We start from the raw sequence: 13,484 nt of genomic DNA, 5'->3' as shown, positions 1-13,484 counted from the left end.
GAGCCTGCGAGGGGCGAGAGGGAGGCGGTCCCTCCGCTGCGCCGCCGCGGCGGCACGACCCGACCTGCCCCGGCTGAACCGCTGCCCGGCCCGCCCCGTGGGGCGGACCGGGCAGCGTCGTCTCGGGGTGGGGTTCGAGTCACGCGGAGGTCGGGGGCGGCGGAGCCTCCTCCGGCGGGGCGCCGCCGTCCGTCTCCGAATCGGCACCACCCTCAGAGCCCGAGCCCGAGCCCTCCTCGGTGCCACCACCGGAACCAGGGTCGGTGCCCTCACCCGGACCCGGCTCGGTGCCCCCACCGGAACCAGGGTCGGTGCCCTCACCCGGACCCGGCTCGGTGCCCCCACCCGGACCAGGGTCCGTGCCCCCACCCGTCCCGGGGTCGGTGCCCCCGCCCGGACCAGGGTCCGTGCCCTCACCCGTCCCGGGGTCGGTGCCCTCACCCGGACCCGGCTCGGTGCCCTCACCCGTCCCGGGGTCGGTGCCCTCACCCGGACCCGGCTCGGTGCCCTCACCCGGACCCGGCTCGGTGCCCCCACCCGGACCAGGGTCCGTGCCCCCACCCGTCCCGGGGTCGGTGCCCCCGCCCGGACCAGGGTCCGTGCCCTCACCCGTCCCAGGGTCCGTACCGGGGTCGGTGCCCTCACCCGGACCCGGCTCGGTGCCCCCACCCGGACCAGGGTCCGTGCCCCCACCCGGACCCGGCTCGGTGCCCCCACCCGGACCAGGGTCGGTGCCCCCACCCGGACCCGGCTCGGTGCCCCCGCCCGGACCAGGGTCCGTGCCCCCACCCGGACCCGGCTCGGTGCCCCCGCCCGGACCAGGGTCCGTGCCCTCACCCGTCCCAGGGTCCGTACCGGGGTCGGTGCCCTCACCCGTCCCGGGGTCGGTGCCCTCACCCGTCCCGGGGTCGGTGCCCTCACCCGTACCCGGGTCGGTGCCCGTGCCGAAGTTGGCGCCCTCACGACTCCCGGGGTCCGTACCCGAGTTCGCGCCGGGGTTGGTGCCCTCGCCCGTCCCGGGGTCCGTACCGGGGTCCGTGTCCTCACCCGTGCTGGTGGTCGACGACGACGTGGACTCCCCGGCGGGCTGGTCACCGCTCGATGTGTTGCCGCTCGACACGGCACTCGCCGGGTTCTCGGCGGAGAAGGTCAGCGCGGCCTCGACGACCTCGGGTGCAGCCGGCTGGTCGTACGCACCGTCACTGCCCCGCGGCCGGTCGACGACCACGGCCGTGTCCTGCTGCTCGACGACCAGGACGAAGGTCTGGATGGTGGCCGGGGCCGGCTGGACGACCGTCACGGAACTGCTCTCCAGCTCAGGCCATGGCTCGCCGGTGTACTCGACGGCTTCGAGCTCGGCTGGCGGGCGGAGCGGGTTGCCGCACGCACACCGGACGCGGGGCACGCCCCGCTCGTCGATGAGCACAGCACTCCCGGCCTGCAGGACGGCCTGGTAGGGCTGCGCGCTGCCGTCCCGGAAGCTGTGGTTCGTGACGGCCGTGTCGGTGCGGAGGACCACCGGGGTGAGCGACGCCAGGAAGTCGCGGATCTGCCCGGTCTCGATGTCCTGGGCACCGGCCCAGGCCTCCGCCCGGTCCGGATGGGTCTCGAAGTAGGTGGCGAGGCCGTCGGCGTCGCACGCCTCGGCACCCATGCCGCCGTAGAGTCCGACGGTGTCCCCGGAGACCGTCACGACCGCGCCGGCGGAGCCGGCCGGGTCACCGCCCTCCGCCGGGACGACCGACGCCGCCGTCAACTCCGCTGCCGCGGCGCCCGGCGCGGGTGGCTCGGTGAACGCGTAGCTCCCGGGAGAGTCCGCGGGCTCGGCCACGACGGCCGTGGCCTTGCCCGATTCGGGCATGCCGACCACGACCGCACCGGCTCCCAGGGCGAGGGTGAGCAGGCCGACTGCGACCATCCGCGGGGCGAGACGACGCCGCGGGGAGCCGCTCGGCCGCGGATCCCCAGTCACGTCCGACGGGGTCGCACCGGCCACACCGACGACCGTGGGGAGGTCGTCCGAGTCCGTCAGCGCGGCCGGCGCAGCGACGGGCTCCTGCGCCCGACCGGCGCCTCGGTCGTCGTCGTCCCGGTCCGACCCGGCGTCGTCCACCAGGTCGGGCTGGTGGTCCACCGACGCGGAGATGGGCGCGAAGGGACCGGAGCGGTCCGACGCCGTGTCGGGGCGAACGGCCGCTGCGCCGCCGTGGACCCGCGGCTCGGCAGGCCCGGACGGGGAGGCGTGCCCGCCGAGGGCCAGCTCCAGCTCGTCCACGAACTCCTCGCAGGAGCCGTACCGGTCCGCGGGCTCCTTGGCCATGGCCCGGGCCACCACCGCGTTGACCGCCGCGGGGACCTCTGGCCGGGCCGCGGTGACCGGCGGCGGCGGCTCGACCAGGTGCGCCCACAGCAGCGCGGCGTCCTCCTCGCGACGGAATGGCAGCTGCCCGGTCAGGCACTCGTAGGCCACGCAGCCCAGCGCGTAGATGTCGGTGGCCGGGCCGACGGGCCGACCTTGGATCTGCTCGGGTGAGACGTAGTCGGCGGTGCCGAGGAAGTGCCCGGTGCCGGTCAGCCCGCTCGACAGCCCGGCGGTGCGCTTGGTCAGGCCGAAGTCGGTGAGGTAGACGTGGTCGCCGCGGACCTGCCAGGGGCGCTCCGCGCCGGCCGCCACGAGGACGTTCCCCGGCTTAACGTCCCGGTGCACCAGCCCGGCCCCGTGGGCGGAGTCCAGGGCGTCCGCGACCTGGCCGAGGATCTGCAGCGTCCGCTCCGGGGTCAGCGGACCACTCGCGGTGAGCAGCGCCTTGAGGTCGCTGCCGACGACGTAGCGCATCGCGATGAACAGCTGCCCGGCGGACTCCCCCGCCTCGTAGATCGGGACGATGTTCGGGTGGTCCAGCGATGCGGCCAGCCGGGACTCCATGACGAAGCGCTGCCGGAACTGCTCGTTGTCCGCCAGCTGGGGGCTGAGCAGCTTCAACGCGACCTTGCGGCCCAGCCGCATGTCCTCGGCGCGGTAGACGACCGCCATCCCGCCGCGACCGATCAGTGACTCGATCCGGTAGCCGGCGATCACGACGCCCGGTTGCTGGGTCGTCATGGCCGACCGCCTGCGCTCTGCTGGACGCGGTATGAGCTGGGCACTGGGCTACCTACCTGCGTGTCCGGGGATCCGTCCACCACAGGGTGGGCCGCAGCGAGGTGCCGCAGCAGGTACCGCAGGGGTGATCGCGGACCTCGTCAGGTGTCGTTCTTGCCCACCAAGGTGGGCCGGGACCCGGACGCTGCCGCGCGGGTCACCGTGTGATGCCCAGCAGCGGTCGCATCCGCATCGACGCGGTGTCGTCGAAGAGCCGGTCGTGGGTGGCGAGGGCGAACCGGTCGGTCATCCCGGTGACGTGGTCGACGACCTGGGTGACCAGGTCGGCCTCGGTGTCGCGGTAGCTGGCCGGGATCAGCTCCGGATGGGCCAGGTGGTGGTCGACCAGCCGCCGGATGACGTCGATCGCCACGTGCTTCTGCCCGGCCGCGACGTCGGACTCGTAGACCCGCGCGAACATGAACTCGCGCAGCTCGTGCATCGCCTCCAGCGCCTCGGGGTCCATCCGGACGGCGGGTTCTTCGCCGGCGGCGTCTGCCGCGAGCGTGCCCTCGACGACGGCCTCGATCATCGCGCCCACCATGGGACCCCCGGGCGGCCCGAAGGTCGCCAGGGCGCGGGCCGGGAGGTCCCCGGGACGCAGCACTCCGGCCCGGACGGCGTCGAGGGCGTCGTGCGACAGGTAGCCGATCCGGTCGGCGAACCGCACGCACTCCGCCTCCCGGGTGGCCGGCGGCGGGGTGATCTTCCAGCTGTGCGCCCGGATGCCGTCGCGGACCTCCCACGTGAGGTTGAGGTCCTCGAGCACCTCGACGATTCGCACCCCCTGCGCGGCGTGGTGCCAGCCGCCGGGCACGTACGGGTCGAGCGCGTCCTCGCCGATGTGGCCGAACGGCGAGTGCCCGACGTCGTGGCCGAGCGCGATGGCCTCGGCCAGGGTCTCGTGCAGCCCCAGCGCGCGGGCCAGCGACCGGGCCACCTGGGTGACCTGCAGCGTGTGCGTGAGCCGGGTGACGAAGTGGTCGCCGTCGGGGTGCAGGAAGACCTGCGTCTTGTGCTTCAGCCGGCGGAAGGCCTTGGCGTGCAGGATCCGGTCCCGGTCGAGTTCCCAACAAGTGCGCAGCGGGTCCTCCGGCTCCGGGCGGGTACGGCCCCGGGTGGCGCGGGACCGGGTCGCGGCGGCGGCCTGGAACTCCTCGGCGGCCTCCCGGGCCGTCCGGTCGACCCGGAGGAACGCCCGTCGTGCCCTGCTGGGTTCCTCGTGCTGGGCCATGGTCAGAGCGCGATGCCGAGCAGCGCGTCGACGACGTCGCGGACGACGGCGGGTGACTGCTCGTCCCAGTCGTCGCCGGCCCGGGCCGCCGGGACGCCGCTGGACTCCGCCTCCGCGATCGCGGCCGCGGCCCACGCGTCGACCAGCGCGATCGCCCCCGGGGAGTCCAGGTCGTCGGACAACCGCTCCCGGACCCCGGTCAGGACGGGGCCGGCGGGTGGGCCGACGGGCAGCTCGACCGCGCGCCGCCAGGTGGCCAGCCGCTGCTCGGCGGCTGCCAGCAGGTCGGGGGTCCAGGCGCGGTCGGTGCGGTAGTGCCCGGCGAGCAGGGCGAGCCGGATGGCCATCGGGTCGATGCCCTCTCCGCGCAGCCGGGAGACGAAGACCAGGTTGCCGCGGCTCTTGCTCATCTTCTCGCCGTCCAGGCCGATCATCGCGGCGTGCACGTAGGCGCGGGCGAAGGGCTTGCTGCCGGTCAGCCCCTCACCGTGGACGGCGGAGTACTCGTGGTGCGGGAACACCAGGTCGCTGCCGCCGCCCTGCACGTCGAAGCCCATGCCGATGGTGTCCAGCGCGATGGAGGCGCACTCGATGTGCCAGCCGGGGCGGCCCTCGACCCCGCGCGGGCCGGGCCAGGAGGGCTCGCCGTCCCGGGTGCCGCGCCACAGCAGTGGATCGAGGCGGTGCCGCTTCCCGGAGCGGTCGGGGTCGCCGCCGCGCTCGGCGGACAGCCGCAGCATCGTCTCCTCGTCGTAGCCGGACTCGTTGCCGAAACCCGGCGCCTGGGAGATGTCGTGGTAGACGTCACTGGTGCCGTCGTCCAGCTGGTAGGCCAGGCCCGCGTCCCAGAGCGCCTCGACGTGGCCGACGATCCGCGGGATGGCCTCGACGGCGCCCACGAAGTCCTCCGGGGGGAGCACGCGCAGGGCGGTCATGTCCTCCCGGAAGAGCGCGGTCTCCCGCATGCCCAGCACGATCCAGTCCTCGCCGTCCCGGTCGGCCCGCTCGAACAGCGGGTCGTCGACGTCGGTGACGTTCTGGACGTAGTGGACGGCGCGCCGGCCGTCCCGCCACACCCGGTTGACCAGGTCGAAGGCCAGGTAGGTGGCGGCGTGGCCGAGGTGGGTGGCGTCGTAGGGGGTGATGCCGCAGACGTACATCCGGGCGGTGCGGCCCGGCTGCGTCTCGACGACCTCACCGCGCGCGGTGTCGTGCAGCCGTAGCGCGGAGCCGGACCCGGGCAGGGTCGGCAGGAGCGGAGCGGGCCAGGAGAGCACGTCACGAGCCTAGGACGGGCCACCGACGGGACGGCACGCCGCCCGGGTCCGGCCATGTCGTGGCGTGCCGCTCGAAGTCGTCCCCGGTCTGGACGCCGACGACGCAGAAGACCAGCCCGGCCGGGTCGGTCATCTGCCAGAAGCGGCCCATGTCGGCCAGCCGGCGTGCGCCCAGCGCCTCCAGCCGGGCGACCTCGGCCGGGATGTCGTCGGTCTCGACGTCGACGTGCCACCGGGGCGGCGTGCCCGGCCCGGTGCGCTGCACCTCGAGGTGGAAGCCGTCGGCGAGGGAGCCGAGCGAGGACCAGTTCTGGTCGGTGTCGTCGGGCTGGACCGGGAGCCCGGTCGCCGCGGACCAGAAGTCACGGCCGGCGGCGTGGTGCTCCGGCGGGAGGTCGAGCAGCAGGATCGCCAGTCGGCTGCGGTGCGGCATGCGGCGCATCCTGGCAGGACCGGCGAGGTCGGGCGGGGTCCTCCCTCAGAAGGGCGGCCAGGGCAGCGCGGGCCAGTCCCCGCTCGGCTGCGGGTGCACCCCGGTGCGCAGCAGCTCGGCCACCCGCTGCTGGGTCCGCCGCACCTCGCGCCGGGTGAGGTGCTCGTGCAGCTGCTCCCCCAGGTCACCGAGCAGGTCGTCGGTGAGCCGCTCGAGCACGGTGAGCGCTTCGACCGGCAGCGGCTGGCCGGCCCAGCGCCACAGCAGGGTGCGCAGCTTGGGCTCGGTGGCGAAGCAGATGCCGTGGTCGACCCCGTAGACGTGGCCGTCGCGCATCGGGATCAGGTGGCTGCCCTTGCGGTCGGCGTTGTTGACCACTGCGTCGAACACGGCGATCCGGCGCAGCTGCGGCACGTCCCGGCGGACGAAGTGCGGCAGGTCGACGGTCGGGTCGCCGTCGATCCACAGCTGCACCATGCCGGTGCCGAACGGGCCGTCCCGCAGCACGGTGGGCGGCACGATCGACCAGCCGGTCGCCTCCGACACCAGGTAGGCGCCGATCTCCCGGCCGGCCAGGGTGCCGTCGGGGAAGTCCCAGAGCGGCCGCTCCCCCGCCACCGGCTTGTACACGCACCCGGCGGCGAGGGTGTCGGTGCGGATCGCGCCGATGAGCGTGACGTTGCTGGCGTCCAGCAGCCGGCCCTCGAGGTCCAGCTCGCCGTCGCGCAGCAGGGTCGCGGCCTCGGCGGGCCCGTCGGGGGCGCGGCGGTCGCCGTGGTCGAAGGCGCCGAGGTCCAGCGCGCGGACCTCGCCGTCCCCGTCCAGCTCGTCCGGCTGTTCGCTCATCAGCGGGTGCGCCGGCTCAGCGACGGTAGCCGTTCTGGCGTGGGCACACGTGGCCGCTCGGGTCCAGCGGCAGGGAGCACAACGGGCAGGACGGCCGCCCGGCGGCGACCACCCGGCGGGCCCGGGCGACGAAGGCGCGCGCCGCGGACGGGGTGATCGTCACGCGCAGCGCGTCGGGGCCCTCGTCGGCGTCGGAGAGGATCGCGTCCTCGTCGATCGGCTCGTCGGAGGCGGCGACGGCCTCGACGACGACGGCGTCGGTCTCGCCGTCCCAGGCCAGTCCCATGGCGGCGACCCGGAACTCCTCGTCCACGGGCGCGGTGAGGGGCTCCAGGTCGTCGATGTCGGCCTCGGGCGGGACGACGACGGCGGCGCGGGTGGCCACCTCGTCGAGCAGCTCGCTCATCCGGTCGGCGAGCACCTGGACCTGTGACTTCTCCAGCGCCACGCTGATCGTGCGGCCGGCCTCGTCGGTGGCCTGCAGGTAGAAGGTGCGGTCGCCGGGCTGGCCGACCGTGCCGGCGACGAACCGGGTCGGACGGTCGAAGAGGTAGACCTGACGGGGCACGTGCTCAGGTTACGCGGGCGGATCACGCCGGGCCGTCGCCCGCACCCCCACCCACGACCGCGTCGGAGTCCGCCGTCCGCCGTCTGCGCCTCCGCTTCGGTGGGACGAGCGCGCCCACGTCGCCGCCGGTGTCGTTGACCCGCACCACGAACGGCCGGGTCTCGGTGTAGGTCACCACCGAGATCGAGGCGGGGTCGACGACGATCCGCTGGAACTGGTCCAGGTGCAGGCCGAACGCGTCGGCCAGCACCGCCTTGATGACGTCGCCGTGGCTGCACGCCAGCCAGACGGCGTCCGGCCCGAGCTCCGCGTTCCACTGCCGGACGGCGGCCACCGCGCGGGCCTGCGTCTGCGCCAGCCCCTCCCCCTCCGGTCCGGGGAACACCGCCGCGGACGGGTGCTGCTGCACGACCTTCCAGAGCGGCTCCTTGGCCAGCTGCTTCAGCGGCCGGCCGGTCCAGTCGCCGTACCGGGCCTCACCGAGCCGGTCGTCGGTCCGCAGCTCCAGGTCCCGGTCGGCGAGCACCGCCCCGGCGGTCTGCCGGCAGCGCTCCAGCGGGCTGCTGACCACCGCCGCCAGCGGCACCGGGGCCAGCCGCTGGGCCACCGCCTGCGCCTGGGCCTGCCCGGCGTCGTCGAGCTGCACCCCGGGGGTCCAGCCGGCGAGCACGCCCGAGGCGTTGGCCGTGGTCCGGCCGTGCCGCAGCAGGATGACGGTGGTCACGCCGCCGACCCTATGGCCCCGGTGCGGGGTCCCGCCGCGCGCTCGCGAGTGGCGGGGGCAGCGGGGTCTTTTGTCAGGTGGGCTCGAGCACTCCGGAGCCGACCAGGGCGAGCAGCACCAGGCCGAGCACGACGCGGTAGACGACGAACGGCGTGAAGCTGCCGTGCGCCAGGTACCGCAGCAGCCAGGTGATCACCACGAACCCGACCCCGAAGGCGATGACGGTGGCCAGGGCGGTCGGGCCCCAGGCGATGCCGCCGTCCAGCGACGAGGCGATCTGGAAGAAGCCCGAGCCGAGCACCGCCGGGATGGCCAGCAGGAAGGAGTAGTCGGCCGCCGCCGAGCGCGAGTAGCCCAGGAACCGGCCCATCGTGATCGTGCCGCCCGAGCGGGAGACGCCCGGGATCAGCGCCATCGCCTGGGCCAGCCCGTAGAGCAGCCCGTGCTTGACGGTGAGGTGGTCCAGGTCCCGGTCCGTGCGGCCCATCCGGTCGGCCCAGTACAGGATCAGCGAGAAGGCCACGAGGGCGATGGCGATGATGCGCAGGTCACGGAAAGTGGTCTCGATCCGGTCCTGGAACAGCAGGCCCAGGACGACGATCGGGATGCTGCCGACGATGATGAGCCAGCCCATCCGGGCGTCGGGGTCCTTGCGCAGCGCCGGGTCGCGCAGTGAGCGCAGCCAGGTGCCGATGACCTGGCCGATCTTCCGGCGGTAGTAGATGAGCACCGCGACCTCGGTGCCGATCTGCGTGATGGCGGTGAACGCGGCGCCCGGGTCCTCCCAGCCGAACAGCTGGCCGACCATGCGCAGGTGGGCGCTCGAGGAGATCGGCAGGAACTCGGTGAGGCCCTGCACGAGACCCAGGACGACGGCTTCGAGCCATCCCACGGTCAGCGCCCCGACCGTTCGGCCGGGGCACGGTCGGGGTGTCCGGTCGACGACTGCACGCAGGAACCCTAGGTGTCGGTGCTGTGACCCCCGGGGACGACTCCCGGTGCGCCGCGCGTCCCGGGCGACGTCACACCCCGGCGGTAGGTTGGTCCGTCGTGGAACAGCGGGCGCTCGGACGCAGCGGTCTGGTCGTCTCCCGGCTGGGCCTGGGCACGATGACGTGGGGCCGCGACACCGACGAGGACGAGGCCGCGATGCAGCTGACGGCGTTCGTCGACGCGGGGGGCACGCTGATCGACACCGCGGACGTCTACGCGCAGGGCGAGAGCGAGCGGGTGCTGGGCCAGTTGCTGGCCGACGTCGTCCCCCGGTCCGACGTGCTGGTCGCCACCAAGGCCGTCGGGCGCACCGGCCCCGGCCCGATGGGCCGAGGCTCCTCCCGCGGCCACCTGCTGGCGGCGCTGGACGCCTCGCTGGAACGCCTGGGCCTGGAACACGTGGACCTGTGGCAGCTGCAGGCGTGGGACGACGCGACGCCGCTGGAGGAGACGCTCGCCGCCTGCGACACCGCGGTCTCCTCGGGGCGGGCCCGCTACGTCGGCGTCAGCAACTACACCGGCTGGCAGACCGCGCAGGCGGCCACCTGGCAGCGGGCCTGGCCCGGGCGCGCGCCGGTGGTCAGCACGCAGGTCGAGTACTCGCTGCTGCAGCGCGGCATCGAGCGTGAGGTCGCCCCGGCCGCCGAGGCACTGGGCCTGGGCATCCTGCCGTGGTCACCGCTGGGCCGCGGGCTGCTCACCGGCAAGTACCGGCACAGCACCCCGTCGGACTCCCGCGGCGCCTCCCCGCAGTGGCAGGGTTTCATCGACCAGCTGCGCTCGCCGGCGGCCGACCGCGTCGTGGAGGCGGTGATCACCGCCGCCGAGGGCCTGGGCACGACTCCGCTGGGCGTGGCGCTGGCCTGGCTGCGCGACCGACCCGGCGTCGTCGCGCCGATCGTCGGCGCGCGCACCGCGCACCAGCTGCAGGCCGTCCTGGACGCCGTCGGCGTCCGGCTGCCCTCGGCGATCACCACGGCGCTGGACGACGTATCCGCGCCGCACTTCTCCTATCCCGAGCACCGCCCGGAGCACTGACCCATGAGCACGCCCGCGCCGACCGGCGACCCGGTCTTCGCCGCCTTCGCCGCCGCCGGTCTCTGGCCGGGCCTCGGCAGACGCGCCGCCGCCGAGCTGCCGGCCGCCGGCATCACCAGCCCGGACGACGTCACCGCCGACCGTCTGCTCAAGCTGCCGCGCGTCGGGCGGCAGCGCGCCGAGCGGCTGTTCTCCTCCTTCCTGGCCGCCCAGCCGACCTACGAGGTGGTCGAGCTGCTGGTCGGCGCCGGGCTGGAGGCGAAGCTGGCCACGAACGCCGCCGACGCGCTGGGCCCGAACGCCGCCCGCCGGCTGCGCGACGACCCGTGGGCGTTGCTGAGCCTGACCGGGGTGGCGCTGCACGACGCCGACCGACTGGCGATCGCCGTCCTGAGGGGCGCCGACCGGCAGGACTCCCGCCGGGGGCGGGCGATCGTCGCGCTCACGCTGCGCACCGCCACCCGCGACGGGCACACCGTGCTGCCCGTCGACCTGGTGGTCGCGGCGCTGCGCGCCGAGGGCATCGCCGACCCGGCGGCGGCGATCGTGTCGGCGGTGGAGTCCGGCGAGGTGCTCCAGCACGACCCGCCGGAGCCCGGGGTCGACGAGGACGCGCTGGGCCCGGACGACGAGCTGCCCGAGCCGGCAGAAGGACCTCGGTCCGCCCTCCACTCGCAAGCTCGCGAGGGAACCCCGACCGAGGCCTCACGCACCCTGTCGCTGGCCCGCTTCGGCATGGCCGAGGAAGCCGTCGCGGAGAACGTGCACCGCCTGATGGCCACCGCCGAGCGGATCGCCGACCCAGCGTCGGTGCGCAAGGTGTCCAAGGGGCTCGACCCGGCGCAGCAGGCCGCGGTGGCCGGCGTGCTGAGCGCCGGGGTCTCGCTGCTGACCGGGGGGCCGGGCACCGGCAAGAGCCGCACGGTCGCGTCCCTGGTCCAGCTGCTGCAGTCCCGCGGAACGGAGGTGGCACTGGCCGCGCCGACCGGTCGGGCGGCCAAGCGGCTGGAGGAGCTGACCGACCACCCGGCGGTGACCGTGCACCGGCTGCTCGGCGCGCAGGGCATGACCGGCGGGTTCGCCCGCAACGAGGAGTGGCCGCTGGACGCCGACGTCGTCGTCGTGGATGAGGCCTCGATGCTGGACGTCGAGCTCGCCGCCGCCCTCCTGGAGGCCTGCCCCGACGGCACGCACCTGCTGCTGGTCGGCGACCCGGCCCAGCTGCCCTCGATCGGCCCGGGACACGTCCTCGGCGACCTGATCGACTCCGGCGGCGTGCCGGTCACCGAGCTGACCACGCTGCACCGCCAGGCCGCCGGCGGCGCCATCGCCCGGCTGGCCACCGGCGTGCGGGCCGGGGAGCTGCCGCAGGTCGACTCCCCCGACCGGGAGGTCGTCGTCGTGCCGGCGACCGGCAGCGCCGAGGCGGCGCGGCGGGTGGTGCAGCTGGTCACCGACTCGATCCCTCGTGCCCTGGGCATCGACCCGGCGGCGGTGCAGGTCGTCACCCCGGTGCACCGCGGGCCGGCGGGCACCATCGAGCTGAACAAGGCGCTGAAGGCGCAGCTGAACCCGGGCGACGGCACGGTGTTCGGCTTCGACGTGGGCGACCGGGTGGTGGCGACCGCGAACCACCTGGACCTCGAGCCGATCGGGTTCGCGAACGGCGAGGTGGGCGTGGTCACCGGCACCGGCGAGGGTTCGCTGAACGTCGACTTCAGCTCCGGGCCGGTCACGGTCACCGGCAACGCGCTGCCGGACCTGCGGCACGGCTGGGCGATCACCGTGCACCGCGCGCAGGGGTCGGAGTGGCCGGGGGTGGTCGTCGTCCTGCCGCCGGAGGCCGGCGGGATGCTGTCCAGGCCGCTGGTCTACACCGCGCTCACCCGCGCGCAGAAGCACCTGTCGATCGTGCACGCCAGTGGCGCGGCGCTGGCCCGCGCGGTGCGGGAGGTCGACGTGCGGCCACGGCGCACCCGGTTGGCGCGGCTGCTCGCGGAGATAGCGACTTGATCACGATGCGTTTGAGCCGTTGATCTTGAGGGCACAGACGGTCACATGATCACTGGCATCATCGGTTTCCTCGTCTTCGGCCTGATCGTCGGGGCCCTCGCGCGGCTGATCAAGCCGGGTCGACAGAACCTCAGCATCGTGGCCACCCTGGCGCTCGGCGTCGTCGGCTCGCTGATCGGCGGGCTGGTCGCCAGCGCGCTGGGCACCGGCAACTTCGGTGAGCTGAACATCCTCGGGGCGATCGTGGCGATCGTCGCCGCGGTCCTGCTCATCGGTGTCGCGGAGGGCATGAGCGGCGGTCGCCGCTCCGTGCGTCACTGACGCCCGGCCGTTCCCGCCCGGGGCACTGACCGACGGTCAGTGCCCCGGGCATCCGCCGCGTGCGGCACACAGCAGGCGGTGCACCGCGGGCGCGAGCTGCTCGGCATCCGAGATCGGTGCCGCGAAGGGCACCCGCACGTCCTGGTGACCCCGCGGCTGCTCGATCCGCAGCTGGAACCCGCATCGGTCCAGGCTCAGCGGGCGGACGACGTCCGACGTGTCGAGCTGCGACGCCGGGATGCGGCCGCGCAGCAGCGCGAGCTCCGCACGGTGCTCCGCGTCCATGTGCTGCAGCACCGCCGCCTCCACCTCGACCAGCGGGTCGGGGTCCGCGGCGAGGAACGCCTCCGGCGTGAGCTCGGCGACCGTGCCGCCCTCCCCGAGCGCGACCTCCGCGAGGTCCATCCGCAGCAGCGTGGTGCCCCGGCCGACGTCGAGCAGGTCACCCACCGGCGCCACCTCGGCGAACGCCACTGCCGCCGCGCGCTCCTCCCCGGTCCACACCGGGGTCAGCCAGCCCGACAGCCACACCTGGGCGCGCACCGGGTCCCGCAGCCGCACCGGCGCGTGGTCGGTCACCATCAGCAGGGCGGCCAGGTCCCCCTCGGGAGCGTGCCGCACGGCGGTGGCCAGCTCCCCGTCGGTGGGCACGACCAGCAGGACGCCTGCCTCGCCCGTCACCGCGTGCGCGAGCACCCGGCAGCCGTCGAGGCCGGCGGCGCGGACGGCGGCGCCCGGCCGGGCGGCGACGGTGCGGGCCCGCTCGGCGATCGAGGGCCGCAGCGCGTCCGACACCGGTCCCGGGACCTGGGGATGGAAAGAGCGCGTCATCTGGTTCCTCCGCTGCCGGTCCGACTTCTCCGCCGGGTAAGGTGAGCCTAACCCAACTCGGAGG

The 13,484-nt window shown here is 74.7% G+C and carries 12 protein-coding genes; 3 read left to right on the top strand and 9 right to left on the bottom strand.

Going from position 1 to position 13,484, the window contains the following annotated elements:
• Window positions 1-139: 139 nt before the first annotated feature.
• The 8 genes from HK417_RS12350 to HK417_RS12315 all read right to left on the bottom strand — a co-directional run bounded on the left by HK417_RS12350 (window position 140) and on the right by HK417_RS12315 (window position 9,116).
• Window positions 140-3,103 (bottom strand): serine/threonine-protein kinase, encoded by a 2,964-nt coding sequence (locus tag HK417_RS12350; protein ID WP_222266825.1) that lies wholly within the window; start codon window positions 3,101-3,103, stop codon window positions 140-142.
• Between the two features lie 196 nt (window positions 3,104-3,299).
• Window positions 3,300-4,376 carry an HD domain-containing protein gene (locus HK417_RS12345; protein WP_222266823.1) on the bottom strand — a complete coding sequence of 359 codons (1,077 nt, stop codon included), beginning with the start codon at window positions 4,374-4,376 and terminating at the stop codon, window positions 3,300-3,302.
• Between the two features lie 2 nt (window positions 4,377-4,378).
• Window positions 4,379-5,653 carry a cysteine--1-D-myo-inosityl 2-amino-2-deoxy-alpha-D-glucopyranoside ligase gene (gene mshC, locus HK417_RS12340; RefSeq protein WP_222266821.1) on the bottom strand — a complete coding sequence of 425 codons (1,275 nt, stop codon included), beginning with the start codon at window positions 5,651-5,653 and terminating at the stop codon, window positions 4,379-4,381.
• A 1-nt stretch (window position 5,654) separates the two neighbouring features.
• Window positions 5,655-6,086 (bottom strand): VOC family protein, encoded by a 432-nt coding sequence (locus tag HK417_RS12335; protein WP_222266819.1) that lies wholly within the window; start codon window positions 6,084-6,086, stop codon window positions 5,655-5,657.
• A 45-nt stretch (window positions 6,087-6,131) separates the two neighbouring features.
• Window positions 6,132-6,932: an SCO1664 family protein gene (locus HK417_RS12330; RefSeq protein WP_222266818.1), complete on the bottom strand. Its 801-nt coding sequence runs from the start codon at window positions 6,930-6,932 to the stop codon at window positions 6,132-6,134.
• A 16-nt stretch (window positions 6,933-6,948) separates the two neighbouring features.
• Window positions 6,949-7,500 carry a DUF3090 family protein gene (locus HK417_RS12325; protein ID WP_222266816.1) on the bottom strand — a complete coding sequence of 184 codons (552 nt, stop codon included), beginning with the start codon at window positions 7,498-7,500 and terminating at the stop codon, window positions 6,949-6,951.
• A gap of 22 nt (window positions 7,501-7,522) precedes the next feature.
• Window positions 7,523-8,224: a histidine phosphatase family protein gene (locus HK417_RS12320; RefSeq protein ID WP_222266814.1), complete on the bottom strand. Its 702-nt coding sequence runs from the start codon at window positions 8,222-8,224 to the stop codon at window positions 7,523-7,525.
• A gap of 73 nt (window positions 8,225-8,297) precedes the next feature.
• Window positions 8,298-9,116: an undecaprenyl-diphosphate phosphatase gene (locus HK417_RS12315; RefSeq protein WP_222266812.1), complete on the bottom strand. Its 819-nt coding sequence runs from the start codon at window positions 9,114-9,116 to the stop codon at window positions 8,298-8,300.
• Between the two features lie 158 nt (window positions 9,117-9,274).
• Between HK417_RS12315 and HK417_RS12310 the strand changes: the two genes are divergently transcribed.
• From HK417_RS12310 to HK417_RS12300, 3 genes are read left to right on the top strand one after another with little or no spacing between them, the layout of a single operon-like run.
• Window positions 9,275-10,255: an aldo/keto reductase gene (locus HK417_RS12310; RefSeq protein WP_222266810.1), complete on the top strand. Its 981-nt coding sequence runs from the start codon at window positions 9,275-9,277 to the stop codon at window positions 10,253-10,255.
• Between the two features lie 3 nt (window positions 10,256-10,258).
• Window positions 10,259-12,268, top strand: coding sequence for an AAA family ATPase (locus HK417_RS12305; protein ID WP_222266808.1), 2,010 nt, complete (start codon window positions 10,259-10,261; stop codon window positions 12,266-12,268).
• A gap of 45 nt (window positions 12,269-12,313) precedes the next feature.
• Window positions 12,314-12,589 (top strand): GlsB/YeaQ/YmgE family stress response membrane protein, encoded by a 276-nt coding sequence (locus HK417_RS12300; protein WP_222266806.1) that lies wholly within the window; start codon window positions 12,314-12,316, stop codon window positions 12,587-12,589.
• Window positions 12,590-12,625: 36 nt separating this feature from the next.
• On the opposite strand, the gene HK417_RS12295 is transcribed toward HK417_RS12300, so the two are convergent.
• Entirely contained in the window at window positions 12,626-13,420 is a 795-nt protein-coding gene (locus HK417_RS12295; RefSeq protein ID WP_222266804.1) for a DUF2470 domain-containing protein, read from the bottom strand.
• Window positions 13,421-13,484 lie beyond the last annotated feature (64 nt).

This window comes from Modestobacter marinus (assembly GCF_019799945.1).
In the GTDB taxonomy this organism is placed as follows: Bacteria; Actinomycetota; Actinomycetes; order Mycobacteriales; family Geodermatophilaceae; genus Modestobacter; species Modestobacter marinus_B.
Note: the sequence above shows the minus strand (reverse complement) of the source record. Positions and strands in the feature narration are given on the sequence as shown.

Bases quoted from the DNA above. Each gene is read 5' to 3' on its own strand.
- HK417_RS12350 (WP_222266825.1), bottom strand. From the start codon at position 3,103: ATGACGACCCAGCAACCGGGCGTCGTGATCGCCGGCTACCGGATCGAG.
- HK417_RS12330 (WP_222266818.1), bottom strand. From the start codon at position 6,932: ATGAGCGAACAGCCGGACGAGCTGGACGGGGACGGCGAGGTCCGCGCG.
- HK417_RS12300 (WP_222266806.1), top strand. From the start codon at position 12,314: ATGATCACTGGCATCATCGGTTTCCTCGTCTTCGGCCTGATCGTCGGG.
- HK417_RS12345 (WP_222266823.1), bottom strand. From the start codon at position 4,376: ATGGCCCAGCACGAGGAACCCAGCAGGGCACGACGGGCGTTCCTCCGG.
- HK417_RS12305 (WP_222266808.1), top strand. From the start codon at position 10,259: ATGAGCACGCCCGCGCCGACCGGCGACCCGGTCTTCGCCGCCTTCGCC.
- HK417_RS12295 (WP_222266804.1), bottom strand. From the start codon at position 13,420: ATGACGCGCTCTTTCCATCCCCAGGTCCCGGGACCGGTGTCGGACGCG.
- HK417_RS12335 (WP_222266819.1), bottom strand. From the start codon at position 6,086: ATGCCGCACCGCAGCCGACTGGCGATCCTGCTGCTCGACCTCCCGCCG.